This is a genomic window from Duganella sp. LjRoot269, assembly GCF_964254095.1.
GTDB classification, from domain to species: domain Bacteria; phylum Pseudomonadota; class Gammaproteobacteria; order Burkholderiales; family Burkholderiaceae_D; genus Rugamonas; species Rugamonas hordei.
This window is the reverse complement of sequence record NZ_CAXUSL020000001.1, coordinates 2,630,852-2,656,627: the sequence shown is the minus strand read 5'-3', so window position 1 is coordinate 2,656,627 and position 25,776 is coordinate 2,630,852. Positions and strand designations below refer to the sequence as shown.

The 25,776-nt window shown below is 62.8% G+C and carries 27 protein-coding genes; 13 read left to right on the top strand and 14 right to left on the bottom strand.

Annotated elements, in window-relative coordinates; genetic code table 11:
• Positions 1-7: 7 nt before the first annotated feature.
• Positions 8-1,210 carry a selenoneine synthase SenA gene (gene senA, locus ACSQ3S_RS11955; RefSeq protein WP_413447362.1) on the bottom strand — a complete coding sequence of 401 codons (1,203 nt, stop codon included), beginning with the start codon at positions 1,208-1,210 and terminating at the stop codon, positions 8-10.
• A 34-nt stretch (positions 1,211-1,244) separates the two neighbouring features.
• On the opposite strand from senA, the gene senB reads away from it, so the two are divergent.
• From senB to ACSQ3S_RS11940, 3 genes are read left to right on the top strand one after another with little or no spacing between them, the layout of a single operon-like run.
• Positions 1,245-2,267 carry a selenoneine biosynthesis selenosugar synthase SenB gene (gene senB, locus ACSQ3S_RS11950; protein ID WP_436142482.1) on the top strand — a complete coding sequence of 341 codons (1,023 nt, stop codon included), beginning with the start codon at positions 1,245-1,247 and terminating at the stop codon, positions 2,265-2,267.
• The gene (gene selD, locus ACSQ3S_RS11945; protein WP_353402281.1) at positions 2,257-3,303 is read left to right on the top strand and encodes a selenide, water dikinase SelD; all 1,047 of its coding nucleotides are present in this window, start codon (positions 2,257-2,259) and stop codon (positions 3,301-3,303) included. Before senB ends, selD begins: the two co-directional genes overlap by 11 nt.
• Positions 3,304-3,307: 4 nt before the next feature.
• Positions 3,308-3,490, top strand: a complete 183-nt coding sequence (locus ACSQ3S_RS11940) for a heavy metal-binding domain-containing protein (RefSeq protein WP_436145015.1) — start codon at positions 3,308-3,310, stop codon at positions 3,488-3,490.
• Positions 3,491-3,736: 246 nt separating this feature from the next.
• Here ACSQ3S_RS11940 and ACSQ3S_RS11935 read toward each other — a convergent pair whose 3' ends face one another.
• From ACSQ3S_RS11935 to ACSQ3S_RS11910, 6 genes are all read right to left on the bottom strand, one after another.
• Positions 3,737-4,621, bottom strand: coding sequence for a hypothetical protein (locus ACSQ3S_RS11935; RefSeq protein ID WP_436142481.1), 885 nt, complete (start codon positions 4,619-4,621; stop codon positions 3,737-3,739).
• A gap of 79 nt (positions 4,622-4,700) precedes the next feature.
• Positions 4,701-5,171: a DUF4844 domain-containing protein gene (locus ACSQ3S_RS11930; RefSeq protein ID WP_436142480.1), complete on the bottom strand. Its 471-nt coding sequence runs from the start codon at positions 5,169-5,171 to the stop codon at positions 4,701-4,703.
• A gap of 121 nt (positions 5,172-5,292) precedes the next feature.
• A complete protein-coding gene (locus ACSQ3S_RS11925) occupies positions 5,293-5,814 on the bottom strand; it encodes a hypothetical protein (RefSeq protein ID WP_436142479.1) in 522 nt (173 codons plus the stop codon).
• Positions 5,814-5,957, bottom strand: a complete 144-nt coding sequence (locus tag ACSQ3S_RS11920) for a hypothetical protein (RefSeq protein WP_436145104.1) — start codon at positions 5,955-5,957, stop codon at positions 5,814-5,816. Before ACSQ3S_RS11920 ends, ACSQ3S_RS11925 begins: the two co-directional genes overlap by 1 nt.
• Positions 5,911-6,129: a DUF7661 family protein gene (locus ACSQ3S_RS11915; protein WP_436142478.1), complete on the bottom strand. Its 219-nt coding sequence runs from the start codon at positions 6,127-6,129 to the stop codon at positions 5,911-5,913. The genes ACSQ3S_RS11920 and ACSQ3S_RS11915 overlap by 47 nt, the downstream gene beginning before the upstream one ends.
• A 286-nt stretch (positions 6,130-6,415) precedes the next feature.
• Complete coding sequence (locus ACSQ3S_RS11910) at positions 6,416-7,552, bottom strand: hypothetical protein (protein WP_436142477.1); 1,137 nt, start codon at positions 7,550-7,552, stop codon at positions 6,416-6,418.
• A gap of 578 nt (positions 7,553-8,130) precedes the next feature.
• On the opposite strand from ACSQ3S_RS11910, the gene ACSQ3S_RS11905 reads away from it, so the two are divergent.
• Entirely contained in the window at positions 8,131-8,904 is a 774-nt protein-coding gene (locus ACSQ3S_RS11905) for a flagellar brake protein (protein ID WP_353402271.1), read from the top strand.
• Positions 8,905-9,322: 418 nt separating this feature from the next.
• Positions 9,323-11,029 carry a 2-isopropylmalate synthase gene (gene leuA, locus ACSQ3S_RS11900; protein WP_436142476.1) on the top strand — a complete coding sequence of 569 codons (1,707 nt, stop codon included), beginning with the start codon at positions 9,323-9,325 and terminating at the stop codon, positions 11,027-11,029.
• Position 11,030: 1 nt separating this feature from the next.
• On the opposite strand, the gene ACSQ3S_RS11895 is transcribed toward leuA, so the two are convergent.
• Genes ACSQ3S_RS11895 through ACSQ3S_RS11885 form a run of 3 tightly spaced genes read right to left on the bottom strand, consistent with a single transcriptional unit; the run spans position 11,031 to position 13,807 of the window.
• Positions 11,031-11,549, bottom strand: coding sequence for a GNAT family N-acetyltransferase (locus ACSQ3S_RS11895; RefSeq protein ID WP_176653800.1), 519 nt, complete (start codon positions 11,547-11,549; stop codon positions 11,031-11,033).
• Positions 11,550-11,561: 12 nt separating this feature from the next.
• A complete protein-coding gene (locus ACSQ3S_RS11890) occupies positions 11,562-12,230 on the bottom strand; it encodes a response regulator (RefSeq protein WP_436142475.1) in 669 nt (222 codons plus the stop codon).
• 8 nt (positions 12,231-12,238) lie between these two features.
• Positions 12,239-13,807, bottom strand: coding sequence for an ATP-binding protein (locus ACSQ3S_RS11885; RefSeq protein ID WP_436142474.1), 1,569 nt, complete (start codon positions 13,805-13,807; stop codon positions 12,239-12,241).
• A gap of 154 nt (positions 13,808-13,961) precedes the next feature.
• On the opposite strand from ACSQ3S_RS11885, the gene ACSQ3S_RS11880 reads away from it, so the two are divergent.
• On the top strand, positions 13,962-15,530 hold the full coding sequence (locus ACSQ3S_RS11880; RefSeq protein ID WP_436142473.1) for a cytochrome C: 1,569 nt from the start codon (positions 13,962-13,964) through the stop codon (positions 15,528-15,530).
• On the opposite strand, the gene egtB is transcribed toward ACSQ3S_RS11880, so the two are convergent.
• Both egtB and egtD read right to left on the bottom strand, forming a co-directional pair.
• Positions 15,517-16,779: an ergothioneine biosynthesis protein EgtB gene (egtB, locus tag ACSQ3S_RS11875; RefSeq protein ID WP_436142472.1), complete on the bottom strand. Its 1,263-nt coding sequence runs from the start codon at positions 16,777-16,779 to the stop codon at positions 15,517-15,519. The two genes, ACSQ3S_RS11880 and egtB, sit on opposite strands and share 14 nt — an antisense overlap.
• Positions 16,780-16,788: 9 nt before the next feature.
• Positions 16,789-17,796 carry an L-histidine N(alpha)-methyltransferase gene (gene egtD, locus ACSQ3S_RS11870; RefSeq protein ID WP_436142471.1) on the bottom strand — a complete coding sequence of 336 codons (1,008 nt, stop codon included), beginning with the start codon at positions 17,794-17,796 and terminating at the stop codon, positions 16,789-16,791.
• A 171-nt stretch (positions 17,797-17,967) separates the two neighbouring features.
• Between egtD and ACSQ3S_RS11865 the strand changes: the two genes are divergently transcribed.
• The 6 genes from ACSQ3S_RS11865 to ACSQ3S_RS11840 all read left to right on the top strand — a co-directional run bounded on the left by ACSQ3S_RS11865 (position 17,968) and on the right by ACSQ3S_RS11840 (position 22,489).
• A complete protein-coding gene (locus ACSQ3S_RS11865) occupies positions 17,968-18,843 on the top strand; it encodes a putative selenate ABC transporter substrate-binding protein (RefSeq protein ID WP_436142470.1) in 876 nt (291 codons plus the stop codon).
• A gap of 7 nt (positions 18,844-18,850) precedes the next feature.
• Positions 18,851-19,672, top strand: coding sequence for a phosphonate ABC transporter ATP-binding protein (locus ACSQ3S_RS11860; protein ID WP_413449104.1), 822 nt, complete (start codon positions 18,851-18,853; stop codon positions 19,670-19,672).
• A complete protein-coding gene (locus ACSQ3S_RS11855) occupies positions 19,672-20,511 on the top strand; it encodes a PhnE/PtxC family ABC transporter permease (RefSeq protein ID WP_176653792.1) in 840 nt (279 codons plus the stop codon). The genes ACSQ3S_RS11860 and ACSQ3S_RS11855 overlap by 1 nt, the downstream gene beginning before the upstream one ends.
• Before the next feature lie 8 nt (positions 20,512-20,519).
• On the top strand, positions 20,520-21,299 hold the full coding sequence (gene phnE, locus ACSQ3S_RS11850; protein ID WP_436142469.1) for a phosphonate ABC transporter, permease protein PhnE: 780 nt from the start codon (positions 20,520-20,522) through the stop codon (positions 21,297-21,299).
• Between the two features lie 29 nt (positions 21,300-21,328).
• Positions 21,329-22,024, top strand: coding sequence for an ABC transporter ATP-binding protein (locus tag ACSQ3S_RS11845; protein WP_413449101.1), 696 nt, complete (start codon positions 21,329-21,331; stop codon positions 22,022-22,024).
• A gap of 177 nt (positions 22,025-22,201) precedes the next feature.
• On the top strand, positions 22,202-22,489 hold the full coding sequence (locus tag ACSQ3S_RS11840; RefSeq protein ID WP_008447145.1) for a hypothetical protein: 288 nt from the start codon (positions 22,202-22,204) through the stop codon (positions 22,487-22,489).
• 107 nt (positions 22,490-22,596) lie between these two features.
• Here ACSQ3S_RS11840 and ACSQ3S_RS11835 read toward each other — a convergent pair whose 3' ends face one another.
• On the bottom strand, positions 22,597-23,196 hold the full coding sequence (locus tag ACSQ3S_RS11835) for a YdeI/OmpD-associated family protein (RefSeq protein WP_436142468.1): 600 nt from the start codon (positions 23,194-23,196) through the stop codon (positions 22,597-22,599).
• A 130-nt stretch (positions 23,197-23,326) separates the two neighbouring features.
• On the opposite strand from ACSQ3S_RS11835, the gene ACSQ3S_RS11830 reads away from it, so the two are divergent.
• Positions 23,327-24,856, top strand: a complete 1,530-nt coding sequence (locus tag ACSQ3S_RS11830) for an amidase (RefSeq protein WP_436142467.1) — start codon at positions 23,327-23,329, stop codon at positions 24,854-24,856.
• Here the strand turns inward: ACSQ3S_RS11830 and ACSQ3S_RS11825 are convergent.
• The gene (locus ACSQ3S_RS11825; RefSeq protein ID WP_436142466.1) at positions 24,853-25,776 is read right to left on the bottom strand and encodes a LysR family transcriptional regulator; all 924 of its coding nucleotides are present in this window, start codon (positions 25,774-25,776) and stop codon (positions 24,853-24,855) included. The two genes, ACSQ3S_RS11830 and ACSQ3S_RS11825, sit on opposite strands and share 4 nt — an antisense overlap.

The following is a 25,776-nucleotide window of genomic DNA, read 5'->3' as shown; positions in this document are numbered from 1 at the left end:
TAAAAGACTATCCGGGCCAGGCGCAGGTACGAAAACCGGCGAAGATGTCGTCGCGCTCGGGCATGAAGAAGTTGCGGAACCTGGCCGATCCGAAACGCGACGGCGTCGCGAACGAGGCGCCGCGCAGGACCTGGTGCGTGGAGAACCAGGGCTCGGAATATTCGCGGTAGCGGTCTGCCTGGAACTCCGGATAAGGCTCGAATGGCGACGCCGTCCACTCCCACAACTGCCCCCAGCGGAAGGCCGGATGACCCGACAGCGCGGCATATTCCCACTCCGCCTCGGTCGGCAGGCGGCGGTTGGCCCAGGCGCAGTAAGCCTGCGCTTCATACAGGTTCACGTGGCGCACCGGTTCTGCGCCGGCCAGCGTCGAGAGCTGGCCGAAGCGCATCGTGCGCCACTGGCCTCCGTCGCGCTGCCAGTAGCGCGGCGCCGAGCGATCCTGCCGCATCAGCCAGTCGGCGCCGGCGGTGCTCCAGAACTGGCGGTTGTCATAGCCGCCGTCGGCGACAAAGTCGGCGTACTGCGCGTTGCTGACCAGCGTGCTGTCGATGGCGAACGGCGTCACGCGGTGCGCATGCGCCTGGCGTTCGTTGTCGAAGGCGAAGCCGTGGCCTTCGGCACTGCCCAGCTGGATGGTACCGCCGGGGAAGCCGATCTCGGACGGCGCAAACAAGGCCTGCTCGTCGCGCGGCGCCCGCTCCGGCGCGGCCAGGCCCAGCGTCTGCAGCGTGTACAGCAGCGCCTCGCCGTGCATGTCCTCGTGCGCCAGCGCCAGCCGGTAGGGATACAGCGCCGCATCGTCGTTCGGCTCGCGCGACAGCTTGTCGAGCACGCGGTCCAGCACTTCGTGGCAATAGGTCTTCAGCGCGCCGGCGCTGGGCAGGTCCAGCGTCCAGCGGCTGCGGTGCGGCACGCGCGCGGAGTCGAACCAGCCGTCGCCGCGGGTCAGCAGGCAGTTGCCGACGGCATCGGCCGGATCGCTGGAAGCGGCGTCGCGCAGGATGAACCACTCGGCGAACCAGGCGATATGGCCCAGCTCCCACAACGGCGGATTGACGATGCGCAGCTGCGGCACGCGCTCGGACACGTCCATGCCGGCGGCGGCAAAGCATTCGAACAGCGACAGCGTATAATCCCGCGCATGCCGCAGCGCCTCCGCCAGTTGACGGGGCGTGGCGATTCTGAAGGAAGATGGACTTGAATTCATGGGCCGATTGTAACGATTTCCAGGCAAAACACCAGTGACCGCACACCACATCTGGATCGTCAGCCCCGCCTCGGCGCGCGCCAACAACGGCAATTGGCAGAGCGCGAGCCGCTGGGCGCGTTTTCTGCGCACGCGCCACAAGGTAACGATTTCGCAACAATGGCCCGATCCGGACGAGATGGGCAATGCGGCCAATACCGCGCCTCCCGACCTGCTGATCGCGCTGCACGCCCGCCGCTCCGCGCCGTCGCTGGCGGCCTATGCGGAGCAGCATCCGGATCGTCCGTCCATCCTGCTGCTCACCGGCACCGATCTATACCGCGACATCGAGACCGACGCCAGCGCCCAGCGCTCGCTGCGGCAGGCCAGCGCGCTGGTGCTGCTGCAGCCGGCCGGCATGGATGCCCTGCCCGCGCCATTGCGCGCCAAGGCCAGCGTCATCTTCCAGTCGGCGCCGACGCTGCTGCCCGTCCGAGCGCCAGCCGCGCGGCGCCACGCCGACATCGTCATGGTGGGCCACCTGCGCGCCGAAAAAGATCCGCTGACCTTCATGCGTGCCGCCGGACTGGTCACGGCGGCCAAGGCGCGCCTGGTCCACATTGGCGGCGCGCTGGAACCGCAGTTGGCCGAAGCCGCGCAAGCGACGGCCGCCGCGCAGCCGCGCTACCGCTGGCTGGGCGCCCTGCCGCACGCCGCCACGCGCCAGCGCCTGAAGCGCAGCTATCTGATGGCGATCACCTCGCACATGGAAGGCGGCGCCAACGTCATCATCGAAGCTGTCTGCAGCGGCGTGCCGGTGCTGGCCAGCGACATCAGCGGCAATCGCGGCATGCTGGGCGACGACTACGCCGGCTATTTCCCGCCCGGCGACGCCGCCGCGCTGGCGCGCCTGATCGACCGCGCGGTGCAGGACCAGGACTTTCATGCGCACCTGCGCGCGCAGTGCGACGCCCGCGCTCCCCTCTTCGCTCCAGCGGCCGAGCAGGCGGCATTGCTGGAGTTGGTGGATAATCTGCTTCAACACAAGACCAATCAAGGAAATCAAAATGAGCAATGACGCTATCAAACTGACCTCGTTCTCCCACGGCGGCGGCTGCGGCTGCAAGATCGCGCCCGGCGTGCTGTCCGAGATACTGAAGAATTCCACCGGCTTCCCGGTGCCGAAGGAACTGATGGTCGGCATCGAGACCGCCGACGACGCAGCCGTCTACAAGCTCAATGACGAGCAGGCGCTGATCGCCACCACCGATTTCTTCATGCCCATCGTCGACGATCCGTTCGACTTCGGCCGCATCGCCGCCACCAACGCCATCTCCGACGTCTACGCGATGGGCGGCACGCCGATCATGGCGTTGGCACTGGTCGGCATGCCGATCAACAAACTGCCGATCGAGACCATCGGCCAGATCATCAAGGGCGGCGAATCGATCTGCGCCGAAGCCGGCATCCCCATTGCCGGCGGCCACACCATCGACTCGGTCGAACCGATCTACGGCCTGGTGGTGCTGGGCCTGGTGCATCCGTCCAAGGTCAAGCGCAATGCCGATGCCAGGGCCGGCGACACGCTCATACTGGGCAAACCGCTGGGCGTGGGCGTGCTGTCCGCCGCGCTGAAGAAGGACAAGCTGGATGCCGACGGCTACAAAGCCATGATCGCCAACACCACCAAGCTGAATAAGCCCGGCAAGGCCCTGTCCGAGATGGCCGGCGTGCACGCGCTGACCGACGTCACCGGCTTCGGCCTGCTGGGCCACCTGCTGGAACTGGCGCGCGGCGCCAAGTTGGAAGCGCAACTGGACATGGCGAAGATCCCTTTGCTGCCGGGCGTCGAGCAACTGGCGCACGAGGGCTACTTCACCGGCGCCTCCGGCCGCAACTGGGAAGGCTATGGCAAGGACGTGCAGCTGTCGCCGTCGATCACGCAGGCGCAGCACATGCTGCTGACCGATCCGCAAACCTCGGGCGGCCTGCTGGTGTCGTGCGATCCGGCCAGCGTGGACGAAGTGCTGGCCCTGTTCCACCGCGAAGGCTTCGGCGAAGCGGCGGTGATCGGCCGTATGGCCGAAGGCACGCCGCGCATCGTCGTCTCCTGAACGAATATCCGCCGCCAATGGACGGCGCCCGACCTTCGGCGGCGAGATCCTGGAGTACACATCGCGGCTGGAGGAAGCGCGCCGCCACGCGACGAGCTGCATGATCAAGAGCGCGCGGCAGCCAACAAGCCGCGCAACGCACTATCCGCGCCACCGGCGAACAACCCGGAATCCGGCGCAGCAATGAAGGTGCAATAACGATCCCGCCACCGGTGACGGCGTTATGCGGGGAGCCCCCGAAACCAAAAGATACAGTGGCTGAGAAAGACAGGGCGAGCTACACATTCCGTCAGACGATCGGCGATCCGCACCCCGTTGCGGACCTTCGCATTTATTATCTAAAACAATTCGCAGCGGCAGTCGAGGTTATTAAAGCGAGCGTTAAGATCGCGAGAAATGAATTACGCAACGTCGCATTCCTTCGGCCCTAACCTCATTCTTTCGCCTGAGACTCGACATTTGGCAATACTGTAAAGCGAACCGCTTTTTTAAACCTCGCAGGCTCAAGAAAGAGCGTTTCTACGTTGGATCCATGAATTTGAAAACTATCCTCATAGCCGCAATCAGCAGCAACATTGGGCCTGTACGGCACATAATACTGTAAGTGTCGACTGTCTTTAATTTCCAACCAATTCCAATGGAATAGAATGCTATTTATACACTGTTGGGTATCAATATTCAATTCGGGGCAGTTGTAACCAGGATTTTTTCCATTTTTGATCAAACATGCACTAGATTCCCGTTTGGCTTTTTCAAGCGACTTACGGATCGACTGCGCTAGAAGCTCACTTAATTTATGCTCCGCCTCCCCAACGAACAGGCTCGCAATATTAATTTCCTTACCTGCCGCATAGTCGTAGATAGCACTATCAACGTTGATGTTGTACCGGTCTCCACCATAGACGCTCTGTGTAGTCAGAAAAAATAAAGAGCCGAAGCGCTTAACCAAACTGATAGTAGAAGCTTCTGCCGCAGCATCTTGCACAGCTTTGTCAGCTTTCAGCATTGCAATTACTTGGCTATCCTTGCTTTTCAATGCTTTCTCGGCCAAGGCATCATCCTCGGGAAACAATCCACGAATAGACGTTTCACGTAACCAAGAGCTGAATTGCGTTAGTCTGGACGATGTATTTCCAACAAAATATGGGTATCTCCATTCCTTTTCTTCTCCTTGTTTAGTCGTAATTTTTACCCCTGCTTCTTTAGCAAAAATGGGCGCCAACTCTTTTTCAACCCAAGCCAATTCACTCAATGGCGCGGCATGGCTTGCAATAGAAAGAATTACTGCCGACGAGATAAATATTCTTAGGATTTTCATGCTTCCTCAGGTTTTGGCAGCCGAGACTAGCCACAGATTCACTTGCCCTATCTTCAAAATGAGTGTCCGGAACTGGCCGTCAGAAGAACCAGCCATACGGGAATCCGTACCGCCACACATTGAATAGCTCAAAGGAACTCTCGACCCCACACATGTGCATCACTTTCGTAAGGTACACCAGAATCTGGTCACGTTCCTCAGATTCTGAAGTATCGAAAGCAGCTAATGAAGCTTTCAGTGCTCTAAGCACGGTCGAACGTTGTGGTCGCAATGGCAGTTCATCAATCAGTGACTGAATTGCCGAATCCACTACTGCCTGTGCAGCTGACCTTTGCTCCTCATTAGCTGCCCCTGGGTAGAACGTGCTGACATCTGGGTCGAACTTATGCTCCAACTGCAAAGTACGCAAGCGCTGCATAACTTCAGGTGTTACAGCTAACTTCTCATCGTTAAACCCAGTGGGCCAAACATAAAAAGTTAGCCCGTACACCCCGGTAAGTACAATCGTCATGACCGCTAAAATCGCACCTGCAAATATCTTCAAAAACAATTCCACTCCTAGTTATTAGTTCACCAAAGCCCAACGAATGGCGGCTTTTGGCCGATAAAAGTCGTACTATCGCTGGCAACAACACTATTTTCATACGTCGAGTTTTCGCGGGCTATGGCTCTTATTTCAATTGCAGTGTTTTCATCAGTTCCAGCAGCCCCCCGATATCCGGGCGTTCTTTGTTGGTCTGGGAAATATGGATGTCGAACCACAGTCCATCCACATAAGCGCTCGCCAATACGTGCGCTTGACTCACCGCTAAACCTTGCGGCTTATCGAGATAAAAGTAAGCTACCTTGAATTGACGGTCATCGGTCATCTTTATTTCTTGCGCCTCCTTGTACAGAGGATTCTTCAGCGTCTCTTTCAGACAGTCATCCGCCGACCGGCAAGGTCCCGTTTTGTCTATGTAGACCGAAAAGACAGTACGTGCCTGTTCACTGTACATCATGTAATAGGCGACCTTACCATCCGAACGTCTTTGTTCTTTGTTCAACGCCCAGTCCGCGCGCGGCATCACCAGCCCTTGCGCACCTAACGGTATCGAAAACCTGCGGTCGGTAATTGAATCGTTCACATCAGCATATACCTGCGGGGCAGCTAGCATAACTACTGCGGACAAAACATAGCGAAAAGATTTCATTACATACCTTGGTTAATTAAATGGGTGACCGTTGTAAAACCATTTTCAGCAGTTGGTGCAAGGGCAACTACTGCAGCTTTTGGCTGAACGCCGCCGTCACGATATCTGGACAGCTGTGCAATTTCGAGGTGTCGCATTTTCATGAAATAGGTCGGCCAGATACTCACACAGCTCATGGTCAGCGATGTCAGCCGGGACAACGAAGTCTGCCGGCCTACGCTTCCCTTCTGCTCCAAGGTAAAAGGCGCGCCAAGCCTCGGCTGTGCCAGTGATAGCAATAAACGAACCGAAAATGCTAAACCTAAATTCTTTCATGCGAGCCCCGATGTTGTCACTTTTCTCCGTCTGCTGGTGGCCGGATGCAGCCTAATCGGTCAGGATAGCATCTTGCCTGTCTGCAAACATCACGATTTGTCACGGCGAGGTAGAAGTCGCCTAAACGCGACGTACGTTGTTCGAACGTAGGACATTGCGTCCGACCGTCATGATTGCGCAAGCGTATTTTTTATGTGTGTTATTTTCTTTGTATGTGAATGGCTCTTACACGCAACGTGAACGGCCATTCTCGGACGCAGCCCACTGCTATCACCTGGCGGGCTGGTCAGTAATGCGACTCGGTGCGGTTGAAGGCGCAAAGGGTGACAAAGCCACCGGCAGAAAGTGGTTTAATCAGTGCGGCAGTCGGACGACTCCGTTCGCTCGTTGGGTAGGCAAAGACATACAGCGCTCCATCTACCCGTTGTGGCACCAAGTGCACATAGCGCGGCGAGATATCTGGGTAGAGCTGCTTTTGTCCGCCCGAAATCAAGGTGACGTGCGGAACACCGCGCTTGTGCCAGTCTTCGATGTCATCAATCGGATAAGTGGTGACGATTTCCTGCATCGTCATGGTGGGCGGTGCCAAGGCGATCACTGTTCCGTCGAAATAATGATTGTCGGCGTCCCAGACCATGAGACGACGGGTGACGCCTGGCATTAATTCGATCAAGCCGGAATTAGTCCGGGCATTTGCAACGTTCGTCTGATCAGTGAACGCCTCAAGGTCGATATCAAGCGGTGTCTGCCGGCCGAAATGCGGGTTGGCGAATTCCGGGTTGACCAAGCCGAGATAGGCCTCGCAGAAGCGTTGATTCGCCGCGCCCTTGGCCGTAACCGAAATATGCCCTGGAGGAGCCTTGCGGGTGGTGGCGCCGTATTCGATGCGGTCGATCGGCCTATCCATCGGATCGAGCAGCTGGCTGTTGCATTGTTGTGGCTTGCCTTCGGCAGTAGCGCAAATGGTGATGCGATTTGTCGTGATCAACACACCGTCATAGATGGGCGGATCCTTGAACGTCTCTTCATATCCAGGCATCCATATCTTGCTCGATATCACCTTGCGCTTGTTGATCCACAGGCTGAAGAAAGCGGGCGGATTGCCACCACCCTCTCCATAGCCAAAGGCCTGTCGTCTGCCGCCGCGTACCCGGATCGTGGTACCGTTGGCCAGGGTGCAATCGGTGCGATCAGACCCGGTGCTAGCCGAGAGGCCAAGGTCAAGCGCTTGTGGCAGGCGCCGATAGGTGGGGGTTGCATCGTCGCTGATCGAAAAGCGAACCAGCGCTAAATTTTCCGCCGCATTGCAGACGAGATCGACATGTTCGCTTGCTTGATCCGCCCGCGCTATGAAGGAGATAACCAGCAGTTGTATCAGTGCAAGGTAGCGCAAAGCGCGAAGCCGCATGACCATCTCACTCATAAGTCTGGCAATTCCATAAATAGTAGCCTCTACAAAATTAGTCCCGCAAATTGACAATAAACGACTGTGAACACTGAGGAAGATCCGTTCCATCCATGCATTTAGATGGCACCGATCCTATGGTCGCTTACCGTAGCTCAATCGGATCTACCATCGATTTGGAGGCACGATGGCTAGGTCCGCAAATGGCCGAAAACTGTCAAATTTTCTCAGCCGTATGGGACAGCATCACATGTGCAATCTCTGACACGTCCGTTGCTGGCCAGCCCCGGCCGAAGGCCTTCAGCATAGCATCTGGCATTTCTACAAAGCTCACGCATCTCACTTTAGGCCGAAGCCTCCCGTTGCGGACCTTCGTAATGAGCAGCAGAACAAACTTTGGCGGTCAAACTCCGTCGACGGCGGCCCCGCCTCCATGCGCGTTGTCCGCTCCAGCGTCAATGAGTGTCAGCACTCTATCAACGGCGAATTCTTCTCAAAATCAAAATAAAGTTGCCTTATGGAAAAACACGAACTATGATGGGATTATAAACAGACCTAAACAATGTCTAAAGTTGCACTAACTACAAGGAGGCCATATGTTGCTCAACGAGCCCTCTGCCGCCCAGATCCGTAAAGGACCTCCACGGCCGCAAGATGCAATGGCCCCCTTCCCGGTCTCGGCCAATTCATATGACATGACGACCGAAGACGATATCGGCGACGCGTTGACCCTCCTGGCTGCGAGCGGCGACGCGATCTCGATGTACGCGGCCGGCAGCCGGGAGGTGGTGCTCGGACGCATACTGCAGGTCGATCCCGAGTTGCCGAATTTCGTGATGGAGTTAAACGAAGGGGAGACCCTCAAGCCAGGCAACATCACCTTTGTCGCCTGGCTGCGCAGCGCGAAGCTGCAATTCCGCCTGTCCAAGCCGGAATGGACCTCGCTTCCCGGCCAGCCACAGCTGATCCCGATGATCTTCCCGGAGACCTGCGCGGTGCTGAACCGGCGCGCCTCGGAGCGCATGGAGACGCCGCTGGGCGCCAGTTTCATGGCTTCGTATGAACTGAACGGTACCCCCCATGAGTTGCCGATATACGATTTCTCGCTGGGCGGGATCGGCCTGCGTTGCTCGAAGAGCGATGCGAAGGGCTTGCTCAAGGGCCGCAAACTGCAGGAAGTGCAGCTGTATCTGGGATTGGAAACCGACATCGTCGCAGAATTGGAGGTACGCTTCACGCGCTCCATCCGCTCCTTCCTGCTGGGCGAACAGGTCCATATCGGCTGCATGTTCATCAATTTGACGCCGGAGGCGGAAGGCGAGATCAAAAGCATTATGGATCAGATAAACAATGCCCCGCGGCAGCGATGAAGCTGGACAGAGGCCGATCCGATACAATAATTGCAAGTTGGTCAAATTTCCTTGACAGCCACGCCGGCTATCTCGTACATTAAGGTCCATGACCTCGCATCTGCACCTATCCGCTTTCCTGCTGCCGTCGCCTAGCGCCCTATCGCTAGCGATGCGCCTACTAGCACGCGCTTAATTAGCCGCGTTCCAGCTGTACCCCGTGCCGGCCACAAGCCGCACATGTCTTCAAATCCCAGGAAAGTTTGCACCGATGCTCCCAGCTTCGTCCTTGTCGCTACTGCTAAAACTACCGATCGGTTGCCGAGCCTAGTATTCCGTGGCCGCGCGGCAGCCCTTCGCCACATGTAGCGCCGGCACACCGATTCGTCGGATCACGGCATCCAGCACTTCCCAAAATTTAAAGACCCAGGAGCACCCCATGATGTTGCAGAACCCAGCAGCGAAGTATCGCGCCTTCCCCCCTGTGCAATTGTCCGACCGCCAGTGGCCGAATAACGTCATTTCGAAGCCGCCGATCTGGATGAGCACCGATCTGCGCGACGGCAACCAGGCCCTGATCGAACCGATGACCGCCGAGAAAAAGCTGCGCTTCTTCGAGCTGCTCGTGAAGATCGGCCTCAAGGAAATCGAAGTGGGCTTCCCTTCCGCCTCGCAGACCGACTTCGACTTCGTGCGCAAGCTGGTCGAGGAGAACCGCATTCCTGACGACGTCACCATCATCGTGCTGACGCAGTCGCGCGATGAACTGATCCGCCGTACGGTGGAATCCTGCGTCGGCGCCAGGCGCGCCATCGTCCACTTGTATAACTCGGTGGCGCCGGTGTTCCGCAAGGTCGTCTTCGGCATGTCGCGCGAAGAGATCACCAACATCGCCACCACCGGCACCAAGCTGGTGAAGGAACTGATCAAGCAGCACCCGCAAACCGAATGGGGCTTCGAGTACACGCCGGAGTCGTTCTCCACCACCGAGCTCGATTTTTCCAAGCATATCTGCGACGCCGTCACGGCGATCTGGGAACCGACCCCGCAGAACAAGATGATCATCAACCTGCCGTCGACGGTGGAGTGCAGCACGCCCAACGTCTACGCCGACCAGATCGAATGGATGTCGCGCAAGCTGGCGCGCCGCGATTCGCTGATCATCAGCGTCCACCCGCACAATGACCGCGGCACCGCAGTGGCCTCCGCCGAGATGGCCGTGATGGCAGGCGCCGACCGCGTCGAAGGCTGCTTGTTCGGTAACGGCGAGCGCACCGGCAACGTCGACCTGGTCACGCTGGCGTTGAACCTCTACACCCAGGGCGTGCATCCTGGCCTGGACTTCTCCGACATCGACGAAGTGCGCAAGTGCGTCGAAGAGTGCAACCAGTTGCCGGTGCACCCGCGCCATCCGTACGTCGGCGACCTGGTGTTCACCGCCTTCTCCGGCTCGCACCAGGACGCGATCAAGAAAGGCTTCGCCCAGCAGAAGGAAGGCGCGCTGTGGGAGATTCCGTATTTGCCTATCGACCCGCAGGACCTGGGCCGCAGCTACGACGCAGTCATCCGCGTCAACAGCCAGTCCGGCAAGGGCGGCATGGCTTATCTGCTTGAGCAGGACTATGGCCTGGTCCTCCCGCGCCGCCTGCAGATTGAGTTCAGCCGCGCCGTGCAGGCGGTGGCCGACGCCACCGGCCTGGAGATCACCGCCGACGGCATCTACGACATCTTCAACAAGGAATACTTCGAGCAGGTTTCGCCGTACGCCTACAACTCGCACAAGATGGTGGAAGACACCAGCAGCGACGAGCCGGTGCAGATCGACATCGCCCTCACCCACCGCAAGCTGCCGATGGCACTGCAGGGCGGCGGCAACGGCCCGATCGACGCCTTCGTCGATGCGCTCGGCCTGGACATCAAGCTGATGGACTATCATGAGCACTCGATCGGCTCGGGCGCCAACGCCAAGGCGGCCTGCTACGTCGAACTGCGCCTGGCCAACGGCCCGACGCTGTTCGGTGCGGCCATCGACAGCAACATCGTCACGGCCTCGTTCAAGGCGGTGCTGAGCGCGGTCAATCGCCAGATCACGCAACAGGAAGCCGCAGCGGCGGCGGCACCGGCGGGCGCCGACGCCACCGTCTGATTCAGGACGGCGAAGTAACGAGTATCGTCCGCGACATCATGATTTCGTCGAACAGCTGACCGTCGACGATCATCGAATCCGGCTCGCGGCCGAACTCCTGGAAGCCCAATGACTCATAGAGCTCGGTCGCCGCGGCATTGCCCGCGGTGACCGACAGAGTCAGCCTTTGCACGCCCGGCATGGTCGCGGCGAATGCCAGCGCGTGCTCCATCAAGCGCCGTCCAACACCCCTGCCCCGATAAGCTTCGGCCACGTACATCGCGCGGATATAACCCTTGTGCCGGATTTTCAGCGCGGTCTCACGCCCCACCGCGACCAGGCCGACCAGTTCATCGCCATCAAAGGCGCCGAACATATTGCGGCCGGAATCGGCCGCCAGCCGCGCTTCTATCGTGGACAGCGGCGTGTCGCACTCTTCCTCGTAGCTGGAACCGAACGCGGAGGGCGACTCGCGTAACCCCGCCAGCCGCAGCGACAGGAAGGCAGCGGCATCGGCTGGAATTAAACGACGTATCAACATATACAATCCTGGCTAAGTAAACTCGAAACGATAGCCGACACCATACACCGATTGCAGGCATTCCGCGTCCGGCAACTTGCGGCGGATGTTCTTGATGTGCGAATCGACGGTGCGGTCGCCGATGTCGCGCTGGTCCTGGTGGGCGAAGTCCAGCAACTGCTGGCGGGTGTATACCCGGCTGGGATTCTCGATCAACTCGGCCAGCAGCCGGAACTCCAGCGGCGTCAGCGCGAGCGCGGCCCCGTTGTGCAGGATGCGCATGCCGGGGCGGTCGATCTGGAATGGCGAGACCGCAACGACTGGCGCCGTGCCGTTGGCTCCCCCGCTGCGGCGCAAATGCACGCGCACCCGCGCCACCACCTCGCGAGGGCTGAACGGCTTGCAGACATAATCGTCGGCGCCATTGTCCAGGCCAAGCAAGCGGTCGATCTCGTCGACGCGCGCAGTCAGCATGATAATGGGGATTTGGGAAAAGACGCGCACCTCGCGGCACACGCCGATGCCGTCCAGCTCCGGCAGCATCACGTCCAGCAGCACCAGGTCAAAGCCGCCGCCCCGGATGGCCTCGACCGCGCTGCGGCCGTCGGCCACGCTGCGGGTCTGCCAGCCTGCAGCGCCCATGTAGTCAGCCAGCAGCGCGGCGATCTTGACGTCGTCTTCAACGATGAGGATATGGGACACGGCGTCTCCTATTTTTTTAGCGGCAAGCGGACCAGCACTTTCAGTCCGCCCAATACGGATGCGGCGGCCCCGACGGTGCCTCCGTGCGCCTCCACCAGCGCCTTGCAGATCGCCAGACCCAGCCCGCTGCCGCCGCGCTCGCGCGTGCGGGCCGCATCCACCCGGTACAGGCGCTCGAAGATGCTGCCAACCACGTCGGACGGCACGCCGGGGACGCTGTCCTCGACAGTAATCTCGGCATGGCCGGCGGCGCTGGTCAAGGCGACGACCACGTGGCCACCGGCGTCGGTGTAGCGCAGGCTGTTCTCCAGCAGATTGGTGACCACCTGCTGCAGGCGTCCGGCATCGCCCGTCATCATCACGGGGGCGGCCGGCAGGCTCCAGCTCAGATCAAGGCCGCACTTCTGCGCGCGCGGCTGGTAGCGCTCCAGCGTCGGCCGCAGCAGCTCGGCCAGGTTCAGTTCATGCCAGTGGTATTGCAGATCGCCCGCATCCGCCATGGTCAGTTGGTGCAGGTCGTCGACCAGCTTGTTCAGGCGCAGCACCTCGGCATGCAGCGACTGCAGCGCGTTGGCGTCGGCCCGGCGTATGCCGTCGAGTAGCGCTTCGATTTCGCCGCGTATGACCGTCAGCGGCGTGCGCAGTTCGTGCGACACGTCGGCCAGCACCTTGCGCCGACGGCGTTCGCTCTCCTCCAGCGCCTCGGCCATGGCATTGACGTGCAGCGCCAGCTCAGCCACCTCGTCACGCGACAGCAGCGGCGCGCGGGCGCTGAATTCGCCGAGCGCCAGCCGGGCGGTGACGTCGCGCAGCGCCGCCACGGGCCGCAGCAGGTGGCGCGCCAGCCAAATCGCCGCCAGGATGGCCAGGCCGACCAGGACGGCGGACAGCAGCAGGATCGACCGCAGCTGCTCGCGCAGGAAAACGGTGGCGCTGGCGTCGGCGCCGCCGGTCTCGCGCAGCGGCATCAGGCGCATGTGGCCGACCACCACGCCATCCACCTTGATGGCGCGTTCGGCGCCGACCTTGATGTCGGGAGGTCCGATCAACTTGCCGCCCTGCGCGTCGGTGATGGAGATGCGCGAGGCGAAATCCATCGGATCGTTGCTGCGCGGCGGCGGAGCGGCGGGCCTGGGCTCGGCCTCGGCGGGCGGCGGATCCATTTCCGGCGGCGGCGGTTCGCGGCGCGGCGGCCTGGCTTGATAGGCATACGCCCCATGGTCGCCGTCGTCCGCCGGTGGCAGGCCGGCCCGGCGTGGCGGCGGTGAACGGTGCTCGCGGCGCGGACGGTGCGTGTCGCCGTCCGGCTCGAACACCTGGCTGATCGGCGTTATCCTGTTCAGTAGCTCGCCCAGCGCGCGCGGCTTCCCTCGCAGCCAATCCCAACTGCCTTCGGTGCGATAGCGGTCCTCCAGCAGCTCGCGCAACTGGTCGAAATCCTGGACCTGCAATTCATTGAGATAGGCGACGAAGCCGCGCTTCAGGTTACTGCTGGCGACCCACGCCATCGTCCCCACGCAGAGAAAGACGATAGCGGTCACCGCCAGCGCGATCTTGCGGGCGATGGTCAACCGCATGGCTGGCTCATGGTCGTCATCCCGCCATCATAACCGCCAAATGTGCAGAAAATATGGAGCTTGGCTAAAACGCCACACTACGGTCCGCCTACATTTTTCCCACACAATTGCGGTGCAATCTCGGCCCGTCATCAACAAACAGACGGAGCACACCATGTATCACCGCGTCCTGAACCTGGCTCCGGCCATCGCCTCCGCCGCCCTGCTCGCGGCCTGCGGCGGCAGCGATCCGACCGCAAACAGCACAACCGCCAGCGCCGCGCCACGCCTGGCACAGGGCGGCGCGCAAGGTGGCGCCGCCACGCTTGCCGCCGCGGTGCAGACTTCCGCGCCGCCCATCGTGCTGACGCCGGTGCCCAACGACGAAGGCGCCTCCCTCAGCTTCAGCACCGCCGGTGCGGTCGATACCGCCAATCCCTTCTTCAAACCGATGGGCAACGGCCGCTCCTGCGCCATCTGCCACCAGCCGGACAACGGATGGAGCATCGGCCCGGACAAGCTGGCCGCGCGCTTCGCCGACAGCGCCGGCACCGATCCCGTTTTCCGCCTGGTCGACGGCGCCGTCTCGCCGCTGGCCGCCACGGCCACGCTGGACCAGAAGCGCGTTGCCTACAGCATGCTGCTGACCAAGGGCCTGATCCGCGTCGGCCTGGCCATGCCCGCCGGCGCGGAATTCACGCTGGTGAAGACCGACGATCCGTACAACTACGCCAGCGCCAGGGAGCTGTCGCTGTTCCGCCGGCCGCTGCCGACCACCAATCTCAAATTCGCCAGCAGCGTGATGTGGGACAGCCGCGAAACCCCGGCCGACGCCAATTCAACCGTCTGCCTGAAGGATGTGCGCCCGGCGCAGTGCTACACCGCCGTCGACGCCGGCCTGCTGCATCAGGCCAACGACGCCGTGCGCGGCCACGCCGAAGCGGCGCAGGATTTGACGGCTGCCGAACAGCGCGCCATCGTCGACTTCGAGAAGACGCTGTTCACCGCGCAGATCAGCTCCATCGACGCCGGCAACCTGACCGAGGCCGGCGCCCTGGGCGGTCCCGCGTCGCTGGCCTCCACGGCCTTCTACTACGGCATCAACGACCTGCTGTCCGGCGATTATCAAACCGGCGCCCCGTTCAACCGCAACGTCATGACGATATTCGGGGCATGGCGCAACCTGGACCGCCCGGCTCCTCCGCCTCCACCACCGGTGCGAGGCCGCCCAGCGCCGCCACCGCCTGCCGCGCCAAGCGCGCAAAACCTGGCCCGCGCCTCGATCGCGCGCGGCGAGCAAATCTTCAATAACAAGCCGTTCAACATCACCAATGTGGCCGGCTTCAACGACGAGTTGCGCCGTCCGCTGCAACGCGGCAGCTGCGCCAGCTGCCACGACGCGCCCAACGCCGGCACGCACTCGGTCACGCGCATGTTCAACACCGGCGTATCGGACGGCGCACGCCGCACGGCCGACATGCCGCTCTACACGCTGCGCAACAACGCCACCGGCGAAACCGTGGCCACCACCGATCCCGGCGCCGCCATGCTGTCTGGTAAATGGAGAGATATCGGCAAGGTGAAGGTGCCCAGCCTGCGCGGCATCGAATCGCGCTCGCCCTACTTCCACAATGGTTCGGTGCACACCATCGAGGATATCGTGACGTTCTACGATACGCGCTTCAACATCGGCTTCACGCCGCAGGAAGCGGCCGACCTGGCCGCCTTCCTCAAGGCGCTGTGAGCTTGGCCAGCCGGATGCCCGTGAACTGCCAGCGGGCGCCGGCGGGGAAGAAATTCCGGTAGCTGGCGCGCGCGTGGCCTGCCGGCGTGGCGCACGACGAGCCGCGCAGCACGTACTGGTTCATCATGAACTTGCCGTTGTACTCGCCCAGCGCGCCCGGTGCGCTCTGGTAACCGGGATAGGCGGCATAGCTGCTGCTGGTCCATTGCCAGCAATGGCCGAACATCTGCTGCAACCCGTCGCCGTCCGCAGCATCGGCGGCGGCCGGATGCAGCGAGCCGGTCTCCACGTCCGCCTGGGCGGCGGCGAATTCCCATTCGGCCTCGGTCGGCAAACGGGCCCCGGCCCAATGCGCATAAGCATCCGCTTCGAACAACGACAAATGCGTGGCGGGCCGGTTCAGGTCCAGCGCCTGCGCGCCATGCAGCGTGAACTCCAGCCACTGGCCCTGGTCTTCCTGCTGCCAGTAGATCGGGCAGTTCAGACCCTGGCTGCGCACCCAGTCCCAGCCCTCCGCCAGCCACAAGCCGGCGTTGAAATAGCCGCCGGCGGTGATAAATTCCAGGTACTCGGCGTTCGTCACCAGCCGCGAGGCCAGTTCGAACGGCGCCACATACTGCTTGTGGCGCGGCAGTTCGTTGTCGAAGCAGAAGCCGCCGCCGCGATGGCCGATGTCCGTCAGGCCGCCCTCAAACGGCAGCCAGGCCAGCGCCGGTGCGGCCGGCGCCTGTGGCAGCGGCAGATCCATATACTCGGGCAGCAGCGCGTTTTGCGCCAGCAGGTGCTTGACGTCGGTGAGCATCAGTTCCTGATGCTGTTGTTCATGTTCCAGTCCCAGCGTGATCAGCATCGTCAGCTGCGCGCGCTGTTCGTCATCCAGATCGCTGGCGACCAGCCGGGCGATGCGCTCGTCGACATTGGCGCGGTAGGCGCGCACCTGCGACATGGCTGGCCGTGTCAGCAAGCCGCGCTGGGCGCGCGGATGCTTCTCGCCGATGCCGTTGTAATAGGAATTGAACAGCACCCGGAACGCAGGATGGAAAGGCTCGAAGCCGGCTTCCATGGGTTCCAGGATGAAGGTCTCGAAGAACCAGGTCGTATGCGCCAGGTGCCACTTGATCGGACTCGCGTCCGGCATCGACTGCGCGCCGCAGTCCTCGTCGGTCAGCGGTTCGGCCAGCGCCAGCGAGCGGCGGCGTACGGTGGCGAAACGGGATTTGATGTCTTGCGGCGGCAGGCGCATGTCCATGGTCGGCTTTCAGTCCGGGATGACCCGGGCATGGATGACGGCGAACCAGTTCGCCGGATCGGTCCACACCTGGGCGGTGGCAAAGCCGGCCCGCTCCAGCAGGCCGACAAACGATTGCCGCGTATATTTATAGCTGTCTTCCGTGTGTATCCGTTCGCCGCGCGCGAAGTGGCGCTCACCATCGTCCCAACGCACCGTCAGCGCGCTGCGCGCTTCCAGGTGCATCTCGATGCGGCTTTCCGCGGCGTTGAAGAAGGCACGGTGCTGCCACTGGCCGACATCGAAATCGGCGCCGATCAGATGGTTCAGGTGGCGCAGCATGTTCAGGTTGAAGGCCGCCGTCACGCCCAAGGCGTCGTCGTAGGCGGCGTCCAGTACCCCACTGTCCTTGATCAGGTCCACGCCGATCAGCAGGCCGCCATCGGCACCGGCGTTGGCGCGCAGGCCGCGCAGGAAGGCCGTCGCCTGCTCCGGCGAGAAATTGCCGATCGAGGAACCGGGATAGAAGAACAAGCGGCGGCTGTGGCGCACGCTGTCCGGCAGCTCGAAGCCGCTGGAAAAGTCCAGCCCCAGCGCCGTCATCTCGATGTGCGGGAAGCGCTGCTGCAAGCGGCCGACCGCTTCGGTGAGGAAATCGCGCGAGATATCCACCGGCACGTACTGCGCCGGCTGCAGCAGCGGGAACAGGCTAGCCGCCTTGGCGCAATTGCCCGCGCCCAGATCGATCATCGTGGTGCCGGTGCCGATGGCGCGCGCCATGTCGGCGCCGTGCGCGGCGAAGATGCCGGCCTCGGTGCGGGTAGGATAATATTCGGGCAGCTCGCATATCGCCTCGAACAGCTTGGAACCCAGGCCGTCGTACAGGAACTTGGGCGAAGTGTGGGCGTCGGGCGCCAGCAAACCCGCGCTGATTTCGGCGATCACCGCCGCGCTGCCGTTGGCGGGCTGCCGCTGCGGCGGCGTGTTGCTTGCGTCGGGCGAAACAACACGGATCGCCGAGGAGCGGGACATCTGCATAAGTGCTCTGCCTTTCAGAGGTGGTCATCCAGCTATGGATAACATTTTTGTTATGATAGCCGAATATCCATTTTGGGGCGCCGCACCAAAAAAAACGGTGCGGCGCTTCACATTCATAGTCACATTAGTCGCAGCAGAAGTACAAATCTTACAAAAAAAGGTCAAACCACCATGAAATTTTTCGCCATGCGTACGATCAAATCCCTGTTTGCCGCCGGCCTGATGCTGGCAGCGGCCCATTCCCAGGCCCAGTCCGCCGACCATGTGTTCCGCGTATCGGCGATTCCGGACGAGGCGCCGACCGAATTGCAGCGCAAGTTCAAGCCGCTGGGCGAGTACCTGGAAAAGAAAATCGGCATGAAGGTCGAGTTTACTCCCGTCACCGACTACGCCGCCTCGGTCGAAGCGCTGATCAACAAGAAGGTCGACATGGTCTGGTTCGGCGGCTTCACCTTCGTGCAGGCCAAGGATCGCAGCAAGAACCAGATCACGCCGCTGGTCCAGCGTGCCGAAGATGAAAAGTTCCGCTCGGTGTTCATCACCACCAACAAGGACATCAACAAGCTGGAAGACCTGAAAGGCCACACGCTGAGCTTTGGCTCGGAATCGTCGACCTCGGGCCACCTGATGCCGCGTTCGTACCTGCTGGCCGCCAAGATCAACCCGGACACCGACCTGAAACGCATCGCCTTCTCCGGCGCGCATGACGCCACCGTGGCCGCAGTTGCGGGCGGCAAGGTCGACGCCGGCGCGCTCAACATCTCGGTCTGGGAAAAACTGGTGGCCGAGAAGAAGGTCGATCCGGCCGTGGTGCGCGTGTTCTACACCACCCCGGGCTACTACGACTACAACTGGTCGGTACGCAGCGACATGAACGCCGACCTGAAGAAGAAACTGACCGACGCCTTCCTGGCGCTCGATCCGAAGAACCCGCAGGACAAGGTCATCATGGACCTGCAGCGCGCTTCGAAGTTCATTCCGACCAAGGCTGAAAACTACACCGCCATCGAAGCGGCCGCACAGAACGCGGGCCTGCTGAAAAAATAAATCGTCAATGCCGACTTACCAACTGCAAAACCTGACGGTGCGCCATCTGGGCGCATCCAGGGCCGCCGCGCTGCACGCGATCACGCTGACCGTCGAACAGGGCGAGCAACTGGCCCTGATCGGCCCGTCCGGCGCCGGCAAGACCACCTTGCTGGCGACGCTGGCCTGCGCCCACCGTCCCGCCGAAGGCGAGTTCCAGGCCTTCGGCTGCGATCCGTGGCAGCTCAGCGGCGGCGCGCGGCACAAGCTGCGCGCGCAGTTGTTCCTGGCGCCGCAAACCCCGCCGCTGCCGCCGCGCCAGCGCGTGGTGACGGCGGTGCTGGCCGCGCGCCTGCCGCAGTGGAGCCTGTGGCGCGCGCTGGTGTCGCTGTTCAAGCCCGCCGATCCGGAAGCGGCCTGGCAGGCGCTGTCGCGCTTCAACCTGGGCGACAAGCTGTATTCCCGCGTCGACCGCCTGTCCGGCGGCGAGCGCCAGCGCTGCGGCCTGGCGCGCTTGCTGCTGTCGCCGGCCAAGGCACTGCTGGTGGACGAGCCGCTGTCCGCGCTGGACCCGGTGCTGTCGGAACTGACCTTGGCCACGCTGCGCGACGAAGCACGGGCGCGCGGCGCCACACTGATCTGCAGCCTGCACCAGGTCGACCTGGCGCTGAAGCACTTCCCCCGCATCGTCGCCCTGCGCGACGGCCGCATCGAATTCGACCTGCCGCGCGACCGCGTCACGCCCGAGATGATCGCCGCGCTGTACCAGGGCGAACCGCCCGCCGCCAGCGCGCCGTCGCCGGAACATGAGGCGATGGCGGTCAAGCTGGGCGTCGGCGCATGTCTGTAATGAGCGCTACCGCCTCACCCCTTCGCGCCCATCCCGATCCGGCCTGGCGCGGCCGCGTCGCCATCACCGTGGTCTGCCTGGTCGTGCTGTGGCCGACGCTGGTGGTCACCGAATTCAAGCCGTGGATACTGTTCGACTGGCAGAGCCTGACCTCCACCGGCCGCTTCCTGGCCGACTTCCTGGTGCCGGCCCACAGTGCCGAATTCCTGGCCATGCTGCTGCGCGAAACCTGGCAGACCGTCGCCATCGCCACCGCCGGCCTGACGCTGGCCCTGCTGGGCGCGATCCCGGCCACGCTGATCATCAACGAGCAGCTGTCGATCTCGCGCCTGGGCACCGGCCGCATACGGCCGTGGGCCCGGCTGGTGCGCCAGTGCGTGCGCTGGCTGCTGGTGGCGCTGCGCAGCGTGCCCGAGCTGGTATGGGCGCTGCTGTTCGTGCGCATCATCGGCCTCGGCCCGACCGCCGGCGTGCTGGCCATCGCCCTGACCTATTGCGGCATGCTGGGCAAGGTCTACGCCGAGATCCTCGAATCGTCCGACGCCCACGCCAGCGACACGCTGCTGGCCAACGGCAGCGGGCGGCTCGCCGCGCTGCTGTACGGCGCCCTGCCGGAAGCGGCGTCCGAGTTGATGTCCTACACCGTCTACCGCTGGGAATGCGCGATCCGCGGCTCGGTGGTGATGGGCTTTGTCGGCGCCGGCGGCCTGGGCCAGCGCATGGATGAATCGATGAAAATGCTGGCTGGCGCCGAAGTATCGTCCATGTTGCTGGTATTCGTGGCGCTGGTGGCGCTGGCCGACCTGTTTTCCAAGATACTGCGGAGGCGCCTCGGATGAAGCACCAGATGCCTAAGCCGCCCGCCCGCGACTGGACCGTGCTGTCGCTGATGGCGCTGCTCGCCGTGCTGATCGCCGCCAGCTTCGCCACGCTGCCGCTGAAGTGGCGCGAATTCTTCACCGCCGAAGCCGTCAACAGCACGATCGAGCTGCTGGCCGGCTTCGCGCCGCCCGACCTGTCGGCGCCGTTCTTGGTCAAGACCGGCTGGGCCACGATAGAGACCATGGCCATGTCTGCGCTCGGCACGCTGCTGGCGGTGATCGCCGGCCTGGCGTTCTCGCTGCCCGCCTCCGGCCGTTTCGGCAAGACGCCACGCGCGCTGATGCGCTCCGCGCTCAACGTGCTGCGCTCGATTCCCGAACTGGTGTGGGCCTCGATCCTGCTGATCGCCTCCGGCCTCGGGCCTTTCGGCGGCACGCTGGCGCTGGGCGCGCACACGGCCGGCGTATTGGGCCGCCTGTTTGCCGACTCGCTGGAAAACGCCGCGCCGCTGCCGGAACAAACGCTGCGCACCAACGGCGCCAGCGCCGGCGCGGCCTTCTTCTACGCCACCTTGCCGCAAACGCTGCCGCAGATGCTGTCCTACACGCTGTACCGCTGGGAGAACAACATCCGCGCCGCCGCCATCCTCGGCGTGGTCGGCGCCGGCGGCCTGGGACAGATGCTCAAGTACCACCTGTCGCTGTTCCAGATGCAGAAGGCCGCCACCGTCATCGCCGCCATGCTGCTGCTGGTCGCGCTGGTCGACGGCATCAGCTTCGCGCTGCGCCGCGCCTTGACGCGCTAATCCGCTAATCCTTTCCCCTCCCCGCCCCTATGCTCGAGCTGCGCAACCTGTCCAAATCCTATGCCGGCGGCCGTCCGGTGTTGTCCAAGCTGTCGTGGAACTTCAAGGCCGGCGAATTCGTCTCCATCATGGGCGATTCCGGCGTCGGCAAGTCCACGCTGCTTAATTTGATCGCCGGCCTGGATACCCCCGATGTGAGCCCGGACGCGGCGCCGGGCGAATCGCCCATCCTCATCGACGGCGTGGCCATGTCCGGCCTGGACGACGATGCCGCCACCAGGTTGCGCCGCGCGCGCATGGGTTTCATCTTCCAGGCCTTTCACGTCCTGCCGCACCTGACCCTGTTGCAGAACGTCGCCCTGCCGCTGCTGCTGAACGGCCTGCCGACCGGCCGCGCCGGCGAGATGCTGGACGCGGTCGGACTCGGCGGCCGCGGCGGCGACTTCCCCCACCAGCTGTCCGGCGGCGAAATGCAGCGGGTGGCCATCGCCCGCGCGCTGGTGCACCGGCCCGCCCTGGTGCTGGCCGACGAACCGACCGGCAATCTCGACCCCGATACCGCCCACGGCATCCTGACGTTGTTGCGCAGGGAAATCAAAGCCACCGGCGCCTGCGCGATTATGGTGACACATTCGCAAATTGCGGCCGAGATGACAGACAAAATCCTACATCTGTCCAAATCGGGCATACAAGAAACAACAATCGTCAACCCGTTTAAGCAATAAACAAGATAATTTTTTTGTTAAAGGCGCCCATTATTTTCTCAGCGTAGTATTATTAAAATCAACTTGCATGGTTATCAAGAATGTTGAGTTGCGTACCACATTCAGACCAACAATGTGGCCGCTAGCCTTGCCAGGAAACGTTTCATTTTTCTACGTTTTGAGCAAAGGAGGAGCATCATGAACGTACGGCAGAAGAAGCTGGAACTGATCGAAGCCATGAATCGCGCTCGGGCACTGGAACCATCCAGTTTTGTTCCGAACAAGCTTCTGGATACTTTGATTGAAAAAATGAACTTGAAGAACGACGCGGAATTGTGCCGAGTTCTGGAAGTACAGCCTCCCATCATCAGCAAGATCCGACACCGCAAGCTGGCCGTCGGGGCAACAATTTTGCTGCGTATGCATGAAAAGTCCGACATCAGCATACGGGAACTTAAGGATCTGTCGACCGCGTCCATGCATTGAGCAGCTTAGCTGATCTTGCCATGCCAGGCGCCGGCATGCGGTATCCGGCGCCCCTTAATGCGCACTGCGTACAGCCCAAACCCCGCTGAACGCCGCATTGCCCCTCCCTAGCACTTCTCGTATTTCCAATTCCTTGCCTTGCCTTCCGCGATCCATTCAACGGCCTGCTCGCGCCTGCGCGTGCGCGTCGCCTCGGTCTTGGCCTCGGCGATCCATTCGGCGTAGTCGCGCTTCTTGCTCGGGCTGAAGGCCTCGAAATGCTTGTGCGCTGCCGGCACTTCCCTCAGCGCGGCGGCCAGGTCGTCCGGTATCGCCAGCTCGCGCGGCTCGGCGGGCTTGGCGCGCGCCGGCGCGGCGATGCCTTCGTCGTTGAGCTTCATGGCTTTCTTGATGTAGCCGGTCAGCGCCTTCTTCGGCGGCAGGTCCTTGACCGACGCGATGCGGCCGAACTGTCCCATCGCCTCGCGGTTGGCTTCCTCGGCCATCAGCAGCTCCGCCTTCCAGAAGTTCAGCGCGCAGTGCGCCTTGAAGGAAGCCATGCTGCACATCATGCCCTTGTACATAAAGTGGGGGAAGCTCCACTTCATCGTTTCCTCGACGTCCGGGCAGGCGGCATGCACCACCGCGCGCAGATGCTCGAGGATGGGCTGGGCGAAGTCGGCGGACTTGGCGATGTAGGCGTCTACACGGGGATCGAGTGTGGGCATGACGATGCTCGGCTGGTTGTTGTGTGCATCAATATACCAAAGCCCGATGGCTTTATCAGCATTTGGTATGCGCTGGCCCGCGCGTCCGGCTTCCGCTATGCTGGCCGCACACAGACTCCCTGCCACACATATGAACATCAAACCCGCCACCGGCGCCGTTGCGCTGGCGTTTGTCGCATCAGGCCCGGCCGTCGCAGCGCCCGCAACACCGTTCCCGTTGGTGGAAGCCACCATCGCCGGCATGCACCGGGCCATGCGCGACGACGGCCTGACCTGCCGCCGGGTGGTACAAGGCTATCTGGCCCGGATCCAGGCCTATGACCTGCAAGGACCCGCGCTGCGTGCCGTCATCACGGTCAATCCGCAAGCGCTGGACGAGGCGGACCGCCAGGACGCCTTGTTCCGCAAGGACGGCTTGCAAGGGACGCTGCATTGCGTCACGCTGCTGGTCAAGGACAACGTGGACACGGCAGGCATGCCGACTACCGGCGGCGCCAGGGCCTTCGCCACCAACCGCCCGCCCGCGGACGCCGCGGTGGTGGCGCGCCTGAAGGCCGCGGGCGCCATCGTGCTGGCCAAAGCCAACCTGGACGAATTCGCCTTTACCTACCGGGGCTCGTCGTCGATGGCCGGACAGACGCTGAATCCCTACGACACCGGCATCACGCCCGGTGGCTCGTCGTCCGGCACCGCCAGCGGCGTCGCCGCCAGCATGGCAATGGCGGGCATCGGCACCGACACTGGCGGCTCCGGCCGGGTTCCAGCCGCCGTCCAGGGCTTGATCGGCATCCGCCCAAGCCTGCGCCTGCTGAACCAGGACGGCATCCTGCCGCTGGCCCACACCGAAGACACCGCCGCGCCGATCTGCCGCACCGTCGAGGACTGCGCCCTGCTGCTGCAGGCGATGCGCGGCGCGGGGTCGGACTATCGCGCCGGCCTGCGGGTCGATGGTTTGCGCGGCGCCCGCATCGGCGTGGTGCGCCAGTTGTTCCCAGCCACGTCGCCGGCCGCATCGCCGGCCCGTTTCAACGCCACGCTGGAGGAGGCGCTGACGCGCATGCGCGCCGCCGGAGCCGTCGTCGAGGACGTGCAGTTGCCGGACTTGGGCGCGATACTGGCCGAATTCAAAACCGTCAAACCCTACGAGTTCAAGGGCGACCTGGAACGCTACCTGGCGCGCTGGCCGTCGGACGCGGACGGCCACTTGCGCAGCTACCGCCAGTTGCTGGACAGCGGACGGTTCGAAGAACGCAACAAGGCGCCGCTGGCGGAATATGATGCTTTGGGCACGGAGCCGATGCGCAACCAGGACTACGTACACAACGTCACCGCCCGCTTCCCGCGCGTCCAGGCCTGCCTGACGCGCGCGCTGGAAGGCTACGACGTGCTGCTCTACCCCACCCGCGCCAACCTGAACCTGGACCAGGACGGCAAGGTCTCCAACAATCCGCAAACCAGCCGCCTCAGTTCCTGGAGCGGCTATCCCGCGCTGTCCATGCCGGTGGCGATGGTGACGCCGGAGGGCCGGGCGCCGCAGCCGGTCGGCATCGAATTGCTCGCGCGCGAGTTCGATGAAGCCACGCTGCTGCGCATCGCCTACGGCTGGCAGCAAACGGCGCAGCCGCGCCGCGCTCCCGCGCTGACGCCGGAACTGCGCTAGGAAGTCGCGATGTCCGCTCCCAGCCCGAAGTGGCTGCGGGTCTGCTTGAGGAATTCCGTGGCCAGCCGGGTCGGCGCCGCCAGCGAGGACGTGACAAACGCATAGTCGTTCTGCAACCGCGGTTCGAACGGCCGTATCGCGCTGCCAGGCCGCAAGTAGGGCCGTGCCAGCAACTCATTGACCAGGGCGACCCCGAGACCGCGTTCGGCCAGCGCGCAGGCCGAACCGACCGTATGCGTTTCCAGCCGCACGTCGGGCCGCACGCCCGCGCGCAGGAAGGCGGCTTCGATCTGGGCCCGCGACATGCGCCCCAGTCCCAGCAAAATCAGCGGATGGCCGCGCAGCAGCTGCGGCGTCAGCACATCATGGCCGCACAACGGATGATCGGCCGCCATCACGCAGGCGGTGGCGCTGCTGACCACATGCTCGGAGCGCAGGTCCGGACGGTCCACCGGCAGTTTGACGAAGCCGCAATCGGCCGCGCGCGTCGCGATCATCGCCTTCGACGTTTCGATGCTGCGCGAATCGACGGACAGCCGCACGCGCGGAAAGCGCTGCAGGAACGCCGCCACGATATCCGGCAGCACACCCTCCGAAAAACTGGGCGGCGCCACCACTTTCAGCTGACCGACCCGATAGTCGGCGATATCGCGTATCAGGCTGAAGACCCGCTCCACGCTGCCCAGCGACAGGTCGACCTCCTCATATAGCAGCAGGCCGTCCTGGGTCGGCACCAGCCGCCCGTGATCACGGAAGAACAGCTCAAAGCCGATCTGCTGTTCCAGCTGCGCCAGCAGGCGGCTGACCGCCGGCTGGCTCAAGCCCATGCGGCGCGCCGCCTCCGTCACCGAGCCAGTGCTGACGATGGCGTGAAAGCCACGCAGCGCGCGCAGGTTGATCTGGTCGGTCAGCTGCGCCAT